General features: G+C 62.1%; 9 protein-coding genes. 5 read left to right on the forward strand and 4 right to left on the reverse strand.

The genetic code is table 11. The features are described 5' to 3' along the window. Positions 1-2: 2 nt before the first annotated feature. The 4 genes from AC1DJO_RS14845 to AC1DJO_RS14860 all read right to left on the reverse strand — a co-directional run bounded on the left by AC1DJO_RS14845 (position 3) and on the right by AC1DJO_RS14860 (position 13935). Positions 3-2798 carry a condensation domain-containing protein gene (locus tag AC1DJO_RS14845; RefSeq protein WP_477971384.1) on the reverse strand — a complete coding sequence of 932 codons (2796 nt, stop codon included), beginning with the start codon at positions 2796-2798 and terminating at the stop codon, positions 3-5. Continuing rightward, on the reverse strand, positions 2798-10879 hold the full coding sequence (locus AC1DJO_RS14850) for an amino acid adenylation domain-containing protein (RefSeq protein ID WP_477971386.1): 8082 nt from the start codon (positions 10877-10879) through the stop codon (positions 2798-2800). Before AC1DJO_RS14850 ends, AC1DJO_RS14845 begins: the two co-directional genes overlap by 1 nt. After that, positions 10876-12795, reverse strand: a complete 1920-nt coding sequence (locus AC1DJO_RS14855; RefSeq protein ID WP_477971388.1) for a non-ribosomal peptide synthetase — start codon at positions 12793-12795, stop codon at positions 10876-10878. The genes AC1DJO_RS14850 and AC1DJO_RS14855 overlap by 4 nt, the downstream gene beginning before the upstream one ends. Positions 12796-13077: 282 nt before the next feature. Next, positions 13078-13935, reverse strand: a complete 858-nt coding sequence (locus AC1DJO_RS14860) for a glycoside hydrolase family 16 protein (RefSeq protein ID WP_310294078.1) — start codon at positions 13933-13935, stop codon at positions 13078-13080. Between the two features lie 144 nt (positions 13936-14079). On the opposite strand from AC1DJO_RS14860, the gene AC1DJO_RS14865 reads away from it, so the two are divergent. The 5 genes from AC1DJO_RS14865 to AC1DJO_RS14885 all read left to right on the forward strand — a co-directional run bounded on the left by AC1DJO_RS14865 (position 14080) and on the right by AC1DJO_RS14885 (position 20042). Continuing rightward, positions 14080-15510 carry a hypothetical protein gene (locus tag AC1DJO_RS14865; protein WP_477831739.1) on the forward strand — a complete coding sequence of 477 codons (1431 nt, stop codon included), beginning with the start codon at positions 14080-14082 and terminating at the stop codon, positions 15508-15510. After that, positions 15507-16733: a polysaccharide pyruvyl transferase family protein gene (locus AC1DJO_RS14870; protein ID WP_477971390.1), complete on the forward strand. Its 1227-nt coding sequence runs from the start codon at positions 15507-15509 to the stop codon at positions 16731-16733. Before AC1DJO_RS14865 ends, AC1DJO_RS14870 begins: the two co-directional genes overlap by 4 nt. A 221-nt stretch (positions 16734-16954) precedes the next feature. Continuing rightward, complete coding sequence (locus tag AC1DJO_RS14875; protein WP_112516405.1) at positions 16955-17623, forward strand: Crp/Fnr family transcriptional regulator; 669 nt, start codon at positions 16955-16957, stop codon at positions 17621-17623. A 368-nt stretch (positions 17624-17991) separates the two neighbouring features. Then, positions 17992-18633 carry a response regulator transcription factor gene (locus AC1DJO_RS14880; protein ID WP_310294071.1) on the forward strand — a complete coding sequence of 214 codons (642 nt, stop codon included), beginning with the start codon at positions 17992-17994 and terminating at the stop codon, positions 18631-18633. A gap of 218 nt (positions 18634-18851) precedes the next feature. Then, positions 18852-20042 carry a glycosyltransferase gene (locus AC1DJO_RS14885; RefSeq protein ID WP_477971392.1) on the forward strand — a complete coding sequence of 397 codons (1191 nt, stop codon included), beginning with the start codon at positions 18852-18854 and terminating at the stop codon, positions 20040-20042. Positions 20043-20129 lie beyond the last annotated feature (87 nt).

Raw genomic sequence — 20129 nt, forward strand, 5'->3', positions numbered from 1 at the left:
GGTCATTTCTGATCTGCTGACTGCAGTTTCCTTGAGATTGCCGAGGCCAGTTCGCGGATGCCGTCGCTGCTGAGCGAGTCCTCATGCCAGCCGCTGAGATCGACGCATGCCGTATCCTTGGCAACCGCCTCGCCCCAGCCGAACCGCAGTTTGCGGGCGCGCGGGTGATGTGCCTGGCTACGCAGGAAGACGATCGACGGATCCTGCGTCTGCGCCGGCTTGTACTGCCTAGATGCGCGCACCAGCAGGCCGGTCACCGCCTCGTTGGCAACTTCCTCCGGCGAATATTCGCCCTTGCGGACGCCGAAGAGACGCAGCAGGCCGAGCGTGACGTTGAACTCCTTCAGGTAATCGATGACAGGCATGCGGCCACCGAGCACCTTCTGCGTGAAGTAGATCGACCGCTTGACGCGCCGCTCTATCGTCCAGCGCTTCTGGCGGAACTTCGGCTGCGAGCGGAAATATCCCGGCGCCCAAGCGTCGATCATTGCCGTGAACTGCACGTTCTTGCCCGCTTCACGCAGCTGCCTGGCGATCTCGAAGGCGAGAACGCCGTTGACGCAGAGGCCGACGATGGAAACCGAGGTGACCTGCGGCGGAATCTGCATCGCGTCGATGGCAAGGGCAGCAATCTCCTCGAACGACTTGCTTTCCAGCGCATCATCGAGCCGCGCGTTGAACATGTTGACGTTGTAGACCGCGACCGTTTCCGGCAGCTCGCTTGCCAGTCGGTAGTAGAGGAACGGGTGATTCAGCGTATAGACCGCTTCCGTTCCCGTTCCCGGCTTGCAGGTGATCATTTCCCAAGGATTTTCAGGAGCTTGAGCCTCTGTCTTCACAGGCGCCGTCGAGACGCCGAACACCGATGCCGTGAACCGCTCGAGCGTCGGTTCGCGGAACAGTAGCTCGAGGTTCGGCTTTTCGTTGAACTTTTCGCGCACGGCAGCAAGCATCCGCAGCGCCAGCAGCGAATGACCGCCAAGTGCGAAGAAATCGCTCTCAGGCGTCACCGCGGGAACATTGAGGATCTGCTTCCAGAGGGCGGCAACCGCCGCCATCTTTTCCGGATCAGCCTTCATGGCGGCGCCACCGGTGGCAACGGCCTGGACAGCCTTGGCCGGAGCGGATGCCGGCAGACGCACCGCAGAACGGTCGATCGATCCATCGGCCGACTTCGGAAGCCGCATCAGCACGCTGATTTCCTTCGGCAGCTTGTCGCCGGGAACATGCGCTTCGAGATGGCGCATCAGGATCGCCGGCAGCCGGTCCAGCGCATCCTCGCAGCTCGGCGACGGAACGACGAAGGCCTGCGAGCCGATCTGCCCGCCACCGGAGACGACGGCAGCCTCGCCGACGGAAGGATGCGCGCGCAGCACGCCCTCGACATCATGTGGATCGAAGCGGTGAACCGCAACCGGAGCAGCCCCGCGGCGCGGCACCGTCAGTGCCGAAAGCGGCATGTCGGGATTGGCGAGCACCGCATCGTAGGTCTCCTTCCAGTAGCGCAGGAAGAGCTCGATGGTTTCCTTGTCAAACAGATCGGTGTTGTATTCGATCGACATGCGCCAGCCGCTCGGACGGCCGACCATCATGAAGCTCAGGTCGTAGATGACCCCAGGCGATTGCGACGGCGCGCTGATCAGCTCGAATTCGCCATAGCGGCGGTCTTCGAGGAAAGCCTTGGACAGGTTGAAATTGACCGAAATCAGCGGATTGCGCGACGGATCGCGCGGCGGATTGATCATCCCGACCAGTTCGTTGAACGGCATGCGCTGATGGTTGAGAACGCCTTCCAGCATCTCGTTCGACGAACGGATATGCTCGGCGAAGGTCGGATCGCCGCCCATGTCGTATTTCAGGACCAGCGTGTTGATGAAGACGCCGATCAGGTTTTCGAGGTCGGTATCCTCGCGTCCCGCGACGTTCGAGCCGAACAGCACGCAGTTTTCTCCGGTCAGCCGCTGCAGCATGGCGCTGATCACGGCGGTGCCGTAGCTGTACAGCGAGACGCGCGCCTTGCGGGCAGCGGCATCGATCTTGTCGCCGAAATCCATCGGCTGCAGGACCGAGATCAGGTCGGCGCTGGTGGTCTTGACCGAGCCACGCGGCCGGTCGGGGGAGACTTCGAAATACGGCGCATCCGTCAGCTTTTCACGCCAGAAGGTGCTTTCCGTCTCGAAGCCGTAACTCGCCAGATACTCGGTCTGCCACAGCGCGTAGTCGCCATATTGCAGGGCAAGCTCCGGCACGTCGGGCTGGCGTCCGGCATCGATTGCCGAGGCGATCTCGCCCAGTTCGCGGCCGAGCACGCGGATCGACCAGCCGTCGAAGCAGCTCTGATGCGCGGTGATCAGGAGAACGCCGACATCGTTTTCCATCATCAGCAGGGTGACGCGGAAGAGCCCTGCCTTGCTGAGATCGAAGGGCACCCTCGCGGTTTCCTCGCCAATCGACGGCACGCGGCTCTTGCGGGTTTCCGGCGGCATGTTGCGCAAATCGATCACAGGCATCTTGAAGTCGACGCTGTCGACGACCTGCTGATAGGGGCGACCGTCCTTTTCGACAATCCTGGTGCGCAGCACTTCATGGCGCTGGATGATCTTGCGGAACGCCGCTTCGAGTGTTGCCGCCTTGAAGTTCCCGCGGATTTCCCAGCGCACCGCGACGTTCAGCCCCGGATTGCCGGGATTGAGCTGGTTCAGGATCCAGCAGCGCAGCTGCGTTTGCGTGCACGGAAACTCGCCGATGATCTGCTGGCCGTCCTCAGGCTGCGCAGGTGTCTTTTCGAATGCGCTCATCATGCTCTCCCCAAGCCGCGGCGTGCGCCATTACGGAAATCCTTCAGTGAAGGGACGTGGTACTGCGCCGCCGTTTGGCTCATCACATCCTGCTGCTCGGCGAAGGCCGCAAGTTCAGCAATCGACGGGTGGCGCAGCAGGTGCTTGGCTTCAAGCGGCAGGCCGGCATCCAGCATGCGGGCCGCAATGCGGAAGATGGCGAGCGAGTCGGTGCCGAGCGCATAGAGGTTGTCCTCGACGCCGACATCCGGAAGGTTGAGAACATCCTGCCAGATGGCGAGCAGCTTGCGCTCCATCTCGGTGCGCGGCTGCACGGTGATGATCTGCGCCTCACGCTTCGGCACGCCACGCAGCTTCAAGGTCTTGCGGTCGAGCTTGCCGTTGGCCGTCTGCGGCAGCTGGGCTTCGGGCACCCAGAAGGACGGCACCATGTAGCCCGGCAGCTTGGCCTTGGCATGGGCTGCAAGCTCTGCCGGAGATGGCTCGCCCGCACCTGCTGTCGGCACCACATAGGCAACCAGCGACTTGTCGCCCTTGTCGTTCTCGGCAACCACCACCGCGCATTGCGCGATCCCCGGGACCTGGCCGACGACGGATTCGATGTCGCCGAGCTCGATGCGGAAGCCACGTAGCTTGACCTGCTGGTCGCGGCGGCCGAGCAGCTGCAGCGAACCATCCACCAGACGCCTGCCGACATCCCCCGTCTTGTAGAGACGCTGTGGCTTGCCCTGATCGAAGGCAACCGGGACGAAGGCTTTCTCGGTCAGGTCGAGACGGTCAAAGTAGCCGTTCGCCAGGCCGTCACCGCCGATGCAGAGCTCACCGGTAACTCCGATGGGTGCGATCTGGTCGGTATCGTCGAGGATGTAGAGCTGCGTATTGGCGATCGGATGGCCGATGGTGATCGGCTTTGTCGCGTCGGCGACCTGCTGGACGGACGACCAGATGGTGGTTTCGGTCGGGCCGTACATGTTCCAGAGCTCGCCGCCGATCGACAGCAGCGACTTCGCCAGATCCTTCGGCAGCGGTTCGCCACCGCAAAGCATCTTGAGAGCAGGCTTGTTCTTCAGCCCGGCCTCGACAAGCATCTGCCAGAGGGTTGGCGTCGCCTGCAGAACATTCGCGCCGCTCTTGTTGACGAGATCGACCAGCGCAAAGCCGTCCTGAACCGTCTGGCGATCGGCAATGATGACCTTGCCGCCCGAAATCAGCGGCAGGTAAAGCTCCAGCGCGGCGATATCGAAGGAGATCGTCGTAACGGCGACGATACTGTCATCGGCCGTGAAGCCAGGCTCGCGCTGCATCGACAGGAGGAAGTTGACCAGAGCGCCATGCGAGACTTCGACGCCCTTCGGCACGCCGGTCGAACCCGATGTGAAGATCACATAGGCGGCCGCGCCGGCCTCAACGGAGTTTTTTAGGACCGCCTCCGTCATAGACGCAGTCTGCGGCTTGTCGAGGCGGATAACCGGGACACCGGATGCCAGGGCCGCCAGCTCGTCGCTGTCGCAGACCATGCCGCCGATCCGGGCCGCATCGATCGTCTGGCGCAGGCGCTCGACGGGATGCCCGGGATCCATCGGTACATAGGCATGTCCCGATTTCATGATGGCAAGCAGGGCCACGACCATGCCGATGGAGCGTTCGCAGAGCAGCGCTACCCGCTGGCCGGGCTGCGGAACTGCCATCTGGATATCCAGCGCAAGGGCGTTGGAGCGTGCCTCGAGGTCGCGGTAGCTGATGGTCTCGGCGCCATACTGGACCGCCGTTGCATCGGGCTGCTCGGCAGCGCGCTTGGCAAACAGCGAGACAGCAAGCTCTTCCTGGTCGTAGGGCGCGGCCGTGTCGTTGAGCCCGCCGATCAGCCAGGAGCGTTCGACCGCCGTCAGCATCGGCACGTTCTCGATCGACAGCGTGAGATCGTCGGCCAGCGCACTGACCATCGTATCGAAATGACCGATCCAGCGCTCGACCGTTTCGCGGTCGAAGACATCGGCATTGTAGTCGACGTCGATGCGGACACCGTCGCGGCCTTCGATCATGTTGAAGAACAGGTCGAAGTTGGAGAAGGCCTTGGCATTCGGCGCCATCTGCGCCTTCAGATCGCCGAAGCTCTCGCCGCCGGCAACACGTTCCAGGTTGAACTGGATTTCAGTCAGCGGCAGGCGGCGTGCGTCACGCTTGACGCCGAGCTTCCGGACCAGTGTGCCGTAGGTATAGCCCTGGTTTTCGAAAGCCTGGAACACCAGCTGCTGGGTTGCCTTCAGATGCGTCAGGAAGCTTTCATGCGCATCAACGGTCTGGCGAAGCGGCAGAAGATTGACGCAATGGCCGAAGAGCACGTCGTCGCCGGCAAGCGTCTGGCCCGCCGATGGAATGGCGATGACGATATCCTGCTCGCCCGACAGGCGGGAGACCATGACCTGCAGCGTGGCAAGCAGCGTCGAGAACAATGTCGCCCCCGACTTCGCCCCGGCCTTCTTCAGCGCCTTGTAATGCTTGGTGTTGATAAAGCCGGTGCAGGTGCCACCAGCAAAGGTGCGCGGTTCCTGGCGCGGACGGTCAAGCGGCAGTTCCGGCAGGCCCGGAATGGTCTTGAACTGATCGAGCCAGAAGGCTTCGGTCGCAGCCGAGCTTTCCGTGGTCGGCGCATATTGCGTCGCGTAGGTGGCGAAGGACATGGCCTTCGGCAGAGCCACGTCCGTGCCTTCCTTGATTGCCGAATAGACGGTCGACAGCTCGCCGACGAAGATATTCAGCGACCAGCCGTCGCAGATGATGTGGTGGCCGGTGAAGACGAAGACATGCTTGTCCTTGGCAAGCTTGATGATCGCGGCCCGTGCAAGATAGCCCTCGACCAGATCGAAGGGCGTGCGCGCCTCGCCGTCGAGAATTTCCTGCAGCCGCGCGTCCGGATCGCTGTCGCCGGCCATGTCGATCAGCGGCACTTCGAGGCGGAAGTTCGGGATGAATTCAAAGCTTTCGCCGCTGCGGGCAAAGCGGATGCTGAGCGCGTCATGGCGTGCGGTGACGCGATCGACCGCCTGCTGGAAGATCGCATGGTCGAACTCGCCTTCCAGCGTCAGCAGGAAGGATTCGTTGAAAGCGCAGGAGGCTTCGTCACCGGCCTGGGCGGCGAGCCAGACTTCCTTCTGTGCTTCCGTCAGCGGTGCGGACTGCAGCTTCGGCTGGCTTTCGGTCTCCGACTTGTAGAACGGGTTGGAAGCGCCGTTGGTCTTGCGCTCCGCCGGTGCAAGGATGCCGACACCCTGCAGGGCATCGAGGCTCTTGCGGAAGGCGGCGGCAATCGCGTTGAAGTCCTCTTCGACATGCGCCGTGGTCAGGAAGCAGGGATAACCCTCCTGGATATGGATGCCGTTGAGGCGCATATGGGCGTAGATCAGCGAGCCAAGCGGATCCTCGCTGCCGAAATCGGTGATGAACCAGCTCTTGTAGCCCTGGATGACAATGCCGATGCCGCGCTTGGCAAGGTCGGCGTTCATTTCGGCGATCAGCGCCTGGGTGCGTTCAGCAACCCAATCATAAAGAATGGCACCGTCGCCCTTGATATGGTCGATGACCGCACGCATGGCAGCCAGAACCAGAGGATGGCGGACGAAGGTGCCGGCGAAGAAGGTCGGTGCCGTCATCGGGACCGAGTCATCGCCATAATTCCAGTTGCCGCCGTCGAGCGCGTCCATGAAGCGGCTGCTGCCGGTCAGAATGCCGATCGGCATGCCGCCGCCGATGACCTTGCCGTAGGTCGCCATATCGCCCTTGATGCCCCAGATGGCCTGCATGCCGCCCGGATCGACACGGAAGCCGGTGACGACTTCGTCGAAGACAAGCGCGAATTCGGCATCGGTGGCGATCTGGCGAAGCGAGCGGACGAATTCGACCGGACGAAGTTCCGGATGGCGGCTCTGCACCGGCTCGATGATGACGGCCGCGATATCGTCTGCGTTGGAGCGGATATATTCGAGGCTCTCGGCAGCGCCGTAGCGCAGCACGATCATGTTCGAAACCGACGCCGCCGGAATGCCCGAGGCAACCGGAATTGCCGTCGGATTGTCGGCGCGGTTGCGGCCCTTGACCAGCACTTCATCGAACTGGCCGTGATAGTCGTTCGAGAACACGACGATCTTGTCGCGGCCGGTCACGGCTCTGGCAAGGCGCATGGCGGCCATCACCGCTTCCGAGCCGGTGTTGCAGAAGGTAACGCGCTCATGGCCGGTCAGCGTGGCGATCATGTCGGCCACTTCGCCGGCAAGCGGCGTCTGCGGTCCGATCGCAAAGCCATCGTCGGCCTGGTCCTTGACGGCACGGACGACGAAATCGGGAGCGTGACCGAAGGCCGTCTGGCCGAAGCCGTTGACCAGATCGATATATTCGTTGCCGTCGATATCCCAGATGCGCGAACCCTTGGACCGGTCGCAGACCAGCGGGAACACCATTTCCTTCCATTCAGGACGGAAGCCGGAGGCGGTGCGCGGATCGGCGAGGCGGCGGCGATAGCGGGCGGTCGAGGACTTGGAGCGGCGCGTCTTGGTCTCGTATGCCGCGATCAGATCGGTGATGAACTGGCGCTTCTCGGGCGAGAGCTCGTTGACGGTGCTCTTCGTGCCCGGCTTGTAGAGCTTCATGCGCCGGGATTCCACCGGTGCATCGGCGGGCGCGCTTTCGCCAGCGGGTGCCACTGAAGGTGCCGGTGCGGCCTCGACCGGCTGTGGTGCTGCGGCAGCGGCCGGCGCGAAACTCTGGACCGGCGCCGGTGCGGCCAGCGCCGTGCCGCCCTGCATCAGGCTCATCTGCTGCGCAAACAGCGACTGCATGACCTGCAGCTGGGACTGCATCAGGGCTTCGAGGGTACCGGGTGCGGCAGAGAGTGGATTGGCAAGCGGCGGAGCGCTGATCATCACCGGCTGTGCGGCAGCCTGAACCGGTGCCGGTGCGGCTACTGCGGCAGGGGCTGCAGCAACAGCGGCAACAGGTGCGGCCTGCGCCGGCATTTCGCGGTCCAGATGGCGGGCAAGATCGGCGATCGACGGGATGTTGCTCAGCAACTCGCGGAACGAGATCTTGACCTTGTATTCGCGCTCCACCTTCTGAGCGAACTGGCCGATCAGCAGTGAATCGAAGCCAAGTTCGAGGAAGGTCGCAGCAGTCTCGTTCGCACTGAGCGACTCACCCGAGATGTCGCTCAAAATCCGAAGCAGCGAGGCTTCGAGAACAGGAACACGATCGACAACGGAAGAAACGGTCATGGATTTACTCTCACCGGTAGGTTGCGTTTGCAGTTCTTGAACTCCGGCGACGGATGCCGTCACCGCAGCGGGGGCTGATACGGTTGCTGGTTGGGCTTGTACGGGGGCAGTTGTTGCTGCCCGCCGCGTGGAAGGAGGCGCATCGACCCAATGGCGCTTGCGCTGGAAGGGATAGGTCGGCAGGTGCGTTTTGCTGCCGCCATGCGACCATGCCTGCCAGTCGATATTGCAGCCGGTCATCCACAGCTTGCCGACGGCTTCGCCGAGCGTTTCGGCGGCAGCGTCGGCACGGTCATGTTCCGGCAGCGACTGGATGATCGTCGCAACGCCTTCCTTGGGCAGCGTCTGCGATGCGAAGGTCGAGAGCGCCCGGCCGGGGCCGATTTCCATCAGCACCGGCTTGACGCCGCGGCACAGCGTTTCGAGGCCGGCCGAGAAGCGAACGGTTTCGCGGCAGTGGCGTGCCCAATAGTCCGGGGACGTGCCGCGCTCGCCGGTCTGCCAGTCGCCGGTGACGCAGGAGATGTAAGGCAGCGTCGCCGTGCCGTAGGTCACCCGCGCCGTCTCGTCACGCAGCGCATCGGCGGCATTGTCCATCATCGCCGAATGGAAGGCATGCGAGGTGTGAAGGCGGCTATAGGCGATCCCGGCCCCGTCGAGCGAGGCGCAGACGGCATCGACGGCTGTGAAGGTGCCGGAGATGACGCAGAGCTTCGGCGCGTTGACGGCAGCGATCTCGACGCCTTCGCGAAGATAGGCCGAGACCGTATCGACATCGGAGCGGACCGAAACCATGGCGCCATGCGGCTGGTTCTGCATCAGCCGCCCGCGGGTGGCGACCAGGCGCAGCCCGTCCTCGAAGGAGATGACATTGGCAAGCGTCGCAGCGACGAACTCGCCGACGCTGTGGCCGATCATCGCGAAGGGGCGTACGCCGCGGCTCATCCAGAGGCGGGCCAGCGCATGTTCGACGAGATAAAGGCAAGGCTGGGCGATCTGCGTCTCGCGCTGCTCGTCCATCATCGCCTGCGTCACCGCTCCGGAATGGCAGATATATTCGCGCAGATCCGCATTCAGCGACATCTTCAACAGCTCGGCGCCGCGGTCGATCCAGCGGGTGAATTCGGGCTCGCGGCTGTAGAGCGCTGCACCCATGCCGACATATTGCGCGCCCTGCCCCGGAAACATGAAGGCGATCGGCGGTGCCGCGTCTTCGGCCACCATCGAGGTATAGCGCTCCGACTTCAGCCGCTCGATCGCGTCGTCGCTGCTGCCGGCAGCAAAGGCGCTGCGGTGATTGAAGGTGCGGCGGCCGCTCTGCAGCGTGTGGGCGACATCGGCGAGCGCAGTGGCCGGATGGGTTTCAAGATGCGCGTGAAGCTTGCCGCGCATCGCCGAAAGCGCCTCCGGCGAACGGGCCGACAGCGGGATGATGAAAGGTCCCTCCGCCGGCACTGTCTCGGCAACCGGCGCTTCCTGCAGGACGACGTGAACATTGGTGCCGCCGACGCCGAAGGCGCTGACACCAGCGCGGCGCGGCGTCTCGGAGACCGGCCAGTCGGCCGTCTCGCTCAGGATATAGAACGGGCTGTTGGCAAGATCGATGCGCGGGTTCGGCGCCCGGAAGTTCGGCATTGCCGGTATCTTGGCATTCTTCAGCGCCAGAGCCGTCTTGATCAGGCCGCAGACACCGGCGGCCGCATCGAGATGGCCGACCGTTCCCTTGACCGATCCGAGCGCGACATTGCGCCGGTGCCCGGCAATGCCGGAAAAGGCTTCGCTGAGGCCGCCAAATTCGATCGGATCGCCGAGCGGCGTCGCCGTGCCGTGGCATTCGATATAGCCGATCGTTTCCGGATCAACACCGGCATTGGCGATCGCTGAGGAGATGACATTCGCCTGACCGGCGATGCTCGGTGCGGTGAAGCCGACCTTCTCCGAGCCGTCATTATTGACGGCATAGCCGCGGATAACGGCATAGATGTCGTCGCCGTCGCGCTGGGCATCTTCCAGACGCTTCAGCACCACGACGCCCGCGCCGCTACCGAATACCGTGCCGGTGGCATCGGCATCGAACGGGCGGCAAACGCCGTCGGCGGACACCATGCCGCCTTCCTGGTAAATGTAACCGCGCTTCTGCGGCAGGGTGATTGACACGCCACCGGCCAGCGCCATGTCGCAGCTATAGGTCAGAAGGTTCTGGCAGGCCTGGGATACGGCGAGCAGCGAGGTCGAGCAGGCCGATTGCAGCGAGAAGGCCGGACCATGCAGGTCGAGCTTGTAGGCGATGCGCGTTGCCAGCGCATCGTTCAGCGAACCGACGATCTGCTGGTAGAAGCCGATCTGGTAGTTCGAGGTCATTTCCTCGGCCGTCGCCCGGTCGCGGAGAATGTTGTTGATCAGATAGGTCGGCATCGAAGCGCCGGCAAAAACCCCGATCAGGCCGTCATAGGCGGCCGGATCATAGGCCGCGTCCTCGAGCGCTTCCCAGCAGATCTCCAGGAAGATGCGGTGCTGCGGGTCGGTGACGGCGGCTTCCTTCGGAAACATCCCGAAGAATTCGGCATCGAACATGTCGACATCGGTCAGGTTCGGCCGTGCCGGAACGAAATTCGGAAGAGCCCGCTCTTCGTCCGTAAACGAATCCTCGAGCTCTTCCGGCGTGAATTTGGAAAAGGCATTCCGGCCGGATGTTACCAGCTGCCACAACGCATCGACGTTCTTGGCCCCTGGAAACCGTCCCGACATCCCGACAATTGCGATCTGCCCGGCATCCTGCAAGGCTTCGTCAGCATCGCCCCCGCGATCCCCCATCATTTCGTATTCCTCCGGAAGCGAGCCATATTGTTGCGCTGTTGCTCGGCGCGCTGGGCTGCGGCGGTTCCCCGGGCCGAACTGTCGAGTTTGCCGTCCAGGAACCGGGACAGTTCCCGGATCGTCGAATGTTTGAAGAGCAGGACGACCGGGATCGCCCGGCCGAGTTCGGCCTCGATCCGCGCATGAACCTGCATCAGCTGCAGCGAGGTGCCGCCGAGATCGAAGAAATTGGTGTCGGCATCGACCGGCTTGTTGCCGAGCGCCTCGCGCCACAGCCGCGTCAGCATTGCCTCGCCGCCGCTCTTGGCGGTCAGGTCGAGGCTTCCAGCGACGGCTTCGGGCGGCGGTGCGAGCAGCTTCGAGCGGTCGATCTTGCCGGAGCGGGTGAGCGGCATCTCATCGATGACGACAATAGAATTCGGGATCATGAAGGCAGGCAGCCGGCCGCGCAAAGCCGCCATCACGTCCCGCGTCAGTTCCTGGTCCCTGCCCCGCAGATCCTCGCGCGGGCAGAGATAGGCGATCATCTGCTTCAGTTCCGGACCCATCACCTGGCAGACGACGGCCGCCTCGGCGAGCCTGGTATCGCTGCGCAGCGCAGTCTCGATCTCGTCGAGCTCGATGCGTTTGCCGTTGATCTTGACCTGCCGGTCGCGGCGGCCGCGGAAATAGACCATCCCATCGGCGTCCATCGTGCCGAGATCGCCAGTCAGATAGCAGCGTACCGGGCCGTCGCGCGTATCGACGATGACGAAACGCTCGCGTGTCAGCTCCGGGCGGTTGAAATAGCCAAGCGCCAGACCATCGCCGCCGATGGCGATTTGCCCTTCGGTGCCGTAGGCGACTTCGCGGAGCTCGTCGTCGAGAATGCGGATTTCGGTATGGGCGATCGCCTTGCCGATCGGCAGCTCCGAGCCCTTGAAGTCGGCAGGGATCGAATAGGCAGTAACGAGAACAGTCGCTTCGGTCGGTCCATAGACATTCGAGACGCGGCAATTCGGATGCGATTGCATGAAGCGCAGCGAATGCGTAACCGAGCCGACATCGCCGCCATAGATGACATGGCGCAGCGACTGCATGCGCTCTTGCCCATAGTCGGCCATGAGATTGAAGAGACCCGGCGTCGAGGCGTGAAAGGTGACGCCGTGCTCTTCGATCAGCTCGCAGAGGCGGCTGACCGAGAAATTGACATCCAGCATGCCCACCAGCTTGCAGCCGTTCAGTAACGCGCTCCAGATTTCCAGCATCGACGCATCGAAGGAGATCGTCAGCGCATGCAGCACCACATCCTTGGTGGTGAGGATATTGTGGCGCTGGTCGAGGATCAGATTGCTGAGGCCACGATGCGGGACGACGACGCCCTTTGGCCGGCCGGTCGAGCCGGAGGTAAACATGACATAGGCGGCATCGCAGCCACAGGGTTGGCCGGCCGGCTGAACAGCCGGGCGCGCGGCCGAAGCGTCGGCAATCGCCGCGCGGGCATCCAGCGTCTTGGTCTCGAGACCCGGGATCAGCGCCAGCTTCGGAACAGAGGACGTCTCGGCGAAGATGATCTTCGGCGCGCATTCGGCAATCACATAATCGAGGTGTTCGGCCGGATAGGCCGGATCGAGCGGCAGATAGGCGGCACCCGCCTTGAGAATGGCCAGCATGCAGACCACGGTTTCGAGGCTGCGGGGAAGCAGCAGCCCGACGACATCGCCGCGCACCACGCCGCGCTCCTGGAGCATGACGGCGAGCGCATCCGAAATGGTATCGAGCTCGCCATAGCTCAGCTGGCTGTTGCCGAAAACTAGGGCAGTAGCGGCCGGATTTCTGAGCGCATGACCGCGGACGATCGCCGGCAGTCCGCGATCCCTGTCGTAGTGGCCGATGTCCTGCGTCTCGGCCGTTTCTGTGTAAGCAAGGCCCGTCATCGCCTTTTCCCCTTCATACCCCGCTGGCGGGTGTCTGCTGAGCGGCATCCGTGAGCCGACCTTCCCATTTCACAGGGATTCCGCCAGATGATCATTGGGATGAAATCGGCGCCATCTGGCGGTAGAGGGTGTAGAGGAGTGGCCGCAAAGGGCTAGGCGGCCGCACCGGACCTAGCCGAAAGAATTAGGTTTTCCGCTGGTGGCAAAACGCAGCGGGAGCGGCATCTCTGCCGCTCCCGCTATCCATTTCTGGTGCTGTTGACTTGTTTTCCAAGCTGCCGCTCAGGGCAGCCCGTAGACATGCACGTAATCGACGAACATATGCGACGGATCGGGTGCACTGGCCTTCGTCACATTATCGACGAGACCGAGGTTGAGCAGCACATACATCGGCTGTTGATGCTCGGGCCGCGTCTCGGTCTTCCAGACCAGTTTCCGGTCGAAATACATGCGGATGTATTTCGGGTCGATCTTCACGCCATATGTATGGAAGTCGCCGGGCTTGGCCTTCAGGAAGGCGTTGATCCGCGAGAATTTCGAATAATGCTCGCCCGTCTTGTACCAGACATGCACGGTCGACGAATAACCGTCCGGCTTGTCGCCGTAATATTCCATGACGTCGATCTCGGCCGTCGATTTCGAGCGGTCCTTGCCGATCAGCCAAAAGGCCGGCCACAGACCGGGACCGGTCGGCAGCTGGGCGCGCGTTTCGAAATAGCCGTATTGCTGCGCAAAGCCGTTGCCTTTTGGATCAACCGAGGCAAGCAGCCCCGATCGCCATTCGCCCTCGCCGTCCTTCGAGGACTCGATGCGCAGCACACCATCATCGATGGTGAACGGGAAGCCATCCTTGGGATTGGCAAAGCGCGCCCCGCCAAAATCTCCCGACCACGGCGTATGCGCAATCCAGCGCGTTCCCGGCCCCCAGGCCGAGACGCTGAGATCGTCGAACTCGTCGGCGAAGGTGATCTTCATCTTGTCGAGGTCGAGAGCGTCGCCCGTATCGCCGGACGCCGCGTCGTCTGCAAAGATCGGTGCCGCCGTGGTTGCAGCGAGCGCAGCCGCGCACATGGCCAGCAGCAACGGACGCCGCCCGCCGGTCAAATGCTCGTTGCGAGATGTCTTGAATATATTGAACATGGCGCAACGATAGGCAGACCCTGAAACCGGGTGAAGAACCACGTTCGGCCGAGCCCCTGCCCGAAAGAAGTAGCCGCGGGCGTAAATACGCGGTGCTTTCCTGCATGCTACTGTTTCTGAAAATAGGGCTGGGCAACGACTTCCATGCACTTTCAGATCATGGGATTTCTGACGTTGGTATTGGGCGCGGCGGCACTTTACATGCCGCCGGTCTGGTCGTTCCTGCTGATCTTCGTTTCGACGGTTTTCGGTTCTGCCGCCGCCTTCAACCTATCGGGTCTCGGCGGCGCATCGGTTCTGGTTCCCAATCTCTTCCTGGTCTTCTTCTTCATCCGCGTGCTGATGAGCTGCGGCGAAGGCCGGATCCTAGCAGCCTTCGCACCCTCCAGGATCGGCTTCTATCTCCTGGCGCTGACCGTCTTCGGGCTGGTCACCGCCGTCTTCTTCCCGCGGCTGTTCCAGGGCATGGCCGAGACGATGATCGTCGAGCGCCAGGTCGGCGCGCGCAGCTTCATCGCGCTGCAGCCGCTGCGCTTCTCGTCCAACAATATCACCCAGTCAGTCTATGCCGTCGGTGGGCTGCTCTGCTTTGCCTGCACCTTTGCCTGGTTCCGCCGCGAGGGCATCGCCACCTCGCTGGTTACCGCGCTGATCGTGACGACCGTGGTCGACCTCTCCTTCGCCGTCGCCGATATCATCACTTATTACTCGCATACCGAATGGCTGATGAGCTTCGTGCACACCGCCAACTACGCGCTGCTGACCGCCTCGGAAAAAGGCGGACTGAAGCGTATTTCCGGAACCTTCCCGGAAGCATCCGCCTTTGCCGACTATACGCTGGTGCTGTTTGCCGCCGTCTCCAGCCTCTGGCTGGATGGCGTGCGCAAGAAGATCACCGGCATCCTCTCCCTGGCGCTGCTCACCTCGCTGCTGCTCTCGACATCGGCAACCGCCCTCGTCGGCGTCGCGGCAATCATGCCGTTCCTGCTGATCCGGGCGATCCGCGGCCGCCACGCACTGGCGATCACCCTCGGTGCTGCGGCGCTGCCGCTTCTGGCGGTCATCGTTGTCGTAGCACTTCCCGATCTCGCCACCGGCCTGCACGACTTCCTCGACGAGATGGTCCTCTCAAAGGCCGACAGCCAGTCGGGCCGCGAGCGGTTCATGTGGAATTCGGTCGCCTACGAAAGCTTCGTCAATACCTATGGCTTCGGCGCTGGACTGGGCAGCGCCCGCGCATCGAGCTTCGTGCTCGTGCTGTTGTCGAACCTCGGCGTTGCCGGGACGGCGATCTTCGTGATCTTCTCGCTCGCCGTCGTGCTGGCACGCCTGCCGCAGCATGATGCCGAACGTCCGGAGGATATCGCCGCCGTACGCGCCGCCAAGCTCGGCTTCTTCGCGGTGCTGGTGACGGCCACCATCTCAGGCACCGTCTACGATCTCGGCCTCACCTTCTATATCCTCGCAGGCAGCGTCGCGGCCCTGACGCTGCCGCGCGCGCTCAGCCGCCCGGCACAGGCCGCACCGGCCTTCCGCTTCCGAAGCAGCCAGGACGCAGCACAGGCTCACTCATGAAAATCGTCGTCTTCAACGTCAAATACAGCGAGAACCTTGGAGATGGCCTGCTGGCCGACTGCATCGAAACCACGCTGCGCGCCGAAGGCATAGAGGTCGAGACGCTCGATCTGGCCGGCCGCACCGCCGTCGGCACCAGCAGGAACCGCAGCCTGATCCTCAATATCCTGCGCCACCTCCCCGCACGGCTGCGACGCGCCGTCGTCACGAARGCACTGGCCAAACAGTTGCGCGAAAGCAGCCGCATCTGGGACGCGAAGATTGCGGCCGCCGACGCCGTCATTCTCGGCGGCGGCAATCTGTTTCAGGATGACGACCTGAACTTTCCGCTGAAGGTCGGCACGCTGCTCGATTGCGCCGCACGGCAGGGCAAGCCCCTTGCCATCTATGCCGTCGGCGTCGGCCCGCACTGGTCAGAACCGTCAAAACGCCTGTTCCGGCGGTTGCAGGACACCCAGCTCGCACATCTCTCCGTCCGTGACGGCTTCGCCTATCGCAACTGGCTCGAATATTTTCCCTCAGGCCCGGTGCCGCAGATCGAGCCCGACCCCGGCCTGCTCGCCGCAAGCCTCGTTTCCGGGGATCTTCCTGCCGTCCATAGATCCGTCGGCCTCTGCGTCACCGAGCCGAAGATTCTGGCACGACACGCTTCGCGCCCGGCGCTCTCCATTCCGCTGACCACGGTCTCCGATTACCGCGAACTCATCGGCCATCTGACCGGCGCCGGTTACCGCGTCACACTGTTTTCGAATGGGGCCGGCGAAGACCAGAAGCTGGCAGAAACCGTGCTATCGTCCTGCAGGGCTGCCGGTATCGGCTCCGCCGAGACGCTGCGCCTGGCCGATCGCCCGCGCGATCCGCAGCAGCTGCTGGCGATCCTCAGGCAAAACAGCGTCATCGCCGCCCACAGGCTGCATGCCTGCATCGCCGCACACGCCATGCGTATCCCGGCGGTGGGCCTTGCCTGGGATGGCAAGGTCGAGGGTTTCTTCCGTGAGATGAACCGCTCCGGCGCTTTCGCCGCCGCTGGAACCACCCCCGCCGGGATTGCGGCGATGGTCATGCGCGCAGATCAGGAAGGGCTCTCTTCCGAGGTCCATCACGAACAAGTGACTGCGGCCAGGTCCGCACTAACGAATGTGTGCTCGACTTTATTTGGGCTGAACCGGCCAGACACGATTTCCCGCTCCAAAAAACGTAATAAATTGGTACATAACGTATAAAAATGAGATTTATTCTGCACCAATATTGAAAATAACCATTCCGGCAAATCTATCCTCTTCAACAATCCCGATTCCGAGACAACATGAAATATTCATGTTACGATGTGCTCATATTTAATGGTTAACAGGTGTCTAAGGGGAAATAAAACCACGAAGTTTGCTGGAGGCGGGGCGTGGCGATATACGAAGGGTCGGACCACGAAAATCTTGGGCTGGTCAGAATACAGGGGCAAAGATTCACGTTATCGGGCGGTTCTCACCGTGCGTATGATGACGGCGATATTGTATTCGACCCCGAAGCCCGGAAGGCGGCGCTGCTTATTCTTGTAAGCGGCTGGGCAGTGTCCTGCAAATCGCTGCCGAACGGCACCCGCGTCGTGCTCGAATTCATCCTTCCCGGCGACATCATCTGGACGCCCTCGGTTGCGACCGCCCGGGAAACGATCGAAGCCATTTCCCATGTCCAATTCTATGAGCTCAGCGGCCATGTTCTGGCCCGCTATCTCGACAGCAACACCGGCCAGAACATCATTCTCTCCGAGATGATGCGCTGTCATGCCCGCATGTCCGAGCGTCTCGCCAATGTCGGCCGCCGCGATGCGCTGGCCCGCACCGGACACCTTCTTCTCGAGCTCGCTGCGCGCATCGGACCGGACCGCAAGCGGCCGGGCCTCGATGGCTTCCTTTGCCCCCTGACCCAATCCGACATCGGCGATGCCGTCGGCCTCTCCACGGTGCATATCAACCGTGTCCTGAAGGATCTTCGGGTCAATGGACTACTGTCGTTTAGAAACGGGACCGTCGAGTTTCTAAATCGTAGAAAGCTCGAAGAACTTGTTGAATTCGACGATAGTTACCTTGCTACACAACCGCAGATAATTCCGAGATAAAGTGATAGTTCAAAGTAATTAGTCGCCCATTTCTGGGCTAATTATTTCAGACGCTGATATTTTAACAGAACATTAACCTATGTTAATGCCGCCTCATTTGGCTTCCTCCATATTTACATACAAGAGATCAATTCCGGAGCCATGGAATTCAAACAGACATAGCACCTAGTGCTAAGTAATAATTCTCGGGCTTACTTCTCTTACACGTTTAGTATTGAGTTCAACCAATGTAGGGGCGTGAAATGGAAGGTCTAACAACATCGAGTGAGCAGATCAGATCTGATACAGCTCACCTTATCTCTCTTCGCACATCCGATTCCATGAGACATTATCAGGTTTCCTCCCGGGCAGATTCCCAGGAAGAGCTGATGGATTATGTCCTGCTGCTGGATCCCCGCTCGCTGCAGAGCGAGTGCCTTTCCAGAAGCCTTTCCGAATACGACGAGGATCTCAAGGTCATCACCGCGACCTCGATCGAGGAGTGGCAGCGCAAGCGCATGCGGTTCGAACCGGCACTGATCTTGTACATGATCGGCGGAAAGCATGTCTCCGAACCGGATGTCAGCGACAAGATTGCCAAGCTGGCGCAGAAATTCCCGTCCGTACCTGTCATCGTCGGCGCAGAGGGCGACGAAATCCAGCAGGTGCTGAAGGCACTGGAATGTGGCGCCAAGGGCTACATCCCCGCCAATATCGGCATCGGCGTTGCCGCCGAGGCAATCGCTCTGGCCCGTGCCGGTGGCGTTTTCGTTCCGGCAAGCAGCCTGCTCGCCGCCAAGGAGATGATCACCTCAAGCACCACGGCAGCGAAATGCGGCGATCATTCCTTCACGCCACGCGAAATGTCGGTGGCGGATGCACTTCGCCGCGGCAAGTCGAACAAGATCATCGCTTACGAGATGAACCTCTGCGAAAGCACAGTCAAAGTGCATATTCGCAATATCATGAAGAAGCTGCACGCGACCAACCGGACGGAAGTTGCCTACAAGATCCGCGAGTTCGCTCAATAATCTCCCATTCCTCCGAAGATCTAGCCGGAGCGCCAACGCGCTCCGGTTCTTTTGCATGCCTGCCACCCGGCCTCTTGCACGAGGAGCCAGTTTCCCGGCCGCGTAAGACTTTCGGCTAGGCTCCTACCCCCAATTGACGCCGGTCAGCGCCGATGAAGGCGCTAGGGCCCGCAACCGAACTCAACGATGATGGCACCGCTTCACCTGAGGGGATAATTATGCGCGTCGCGATCGTACATTACTGGCTCGTGTCCATGCGCGGCGGCGAAAAGGTCGTCGAAGCGCTCTGCGACATGTATCCGGACGCGGATATCTTCACGCTTGTCTATGATGAAAGCCGGATGTCGGAAACAATCAAGCGCCACAAGGTCACCTCCTCCTTCCTGCAGAAGATCCCCGGCGCCGTGAAGCACTATCAGTCGCTGCTGCCGCTGATGCCCTTTGCGCTCGAAAGCCTCGATCTCAGCGGCTACGACCTGATCATCTCCAGCGAGTCAGGCCCCGCCAAGGGCATCATCGCCCCGCCGCACTCGACTCATGTCTGCTACTGCCATTCGCCGATGCGCTATATCTGGGACCACTATCATGTCTATCGCGCCCGCGCAGGTCTCGCCTCGCGCATGATGCTGCCCGTCATGGCGCCGCTGCTCCGGTCCTGGGATGTCAGCACCAGCCTGCGCGTCGACCGCTTCGTCGCCAACTCGCATCACGTCAAGGCGCGCATCGGCAAATATTACGGCCGCTCGGCGACGGTCATCCATCCCCCCGTTGCCGTCGACGACTATGCCGTCTCCGACGACATCGGCGACTTCTACCTCTGTGCCGGCCAGCTCGTGTCCTACAAGCGCATCGACCTCGCCGTACGCGCCTTCACCAAGATGGGCCGCAACCTCGTCGTCATCGGCGAAGGCAAGGAGCTTGCGGCACTGAAGGCGATCGCCGGTCCGACCATCACTTTCCTCGGCCGCACGCCCTTCCCGGTGATGAAGGAGAAACTTGCCCGCTGCCGCGCCCTGATCTTCCCCGGCGAAGAGGATTTCGGCATCGTTCCCGTCGAAGCCATGGCCAGTGGCCGGCCGGTCATCGCCTTCGGCAGCGGCGGCGCGCTGGAAACGGTGGTGCCGGGCCTGAGCGGCATGCTCTTTAACGAACAGACGCCGGAAGCCATCATCGACGCCGTGGAAAGCTTCGAGGCGCAGGCCGCGATGTTCGACCCGCAAGCCATCCGCGCCCACGCCGCCCGCTTCAGCACCCGCAATTTTAAGCTCGGCATGGACCTGATCATCCAGGAGGAACTGCGCGCCCGCAAGACCGCCGCCCTGCAGCCCGCCCCCCACGGCGAAGCCCGCCGCTTCCCCTTCGACACCGTCTTCCCGGTACCGGCCCCGGAGACTGACCGGGTGCACTAGGCCCCCTATCCCGATCCTCACGCCATATGACCACCGCACGGAAAGCGTGACTCCCGGCGCGGAACAACAAATAGGATGCACCGTTTC

It is taken from the genome of Rhizobium sp. 05N430, assembly GCF_056396985.1.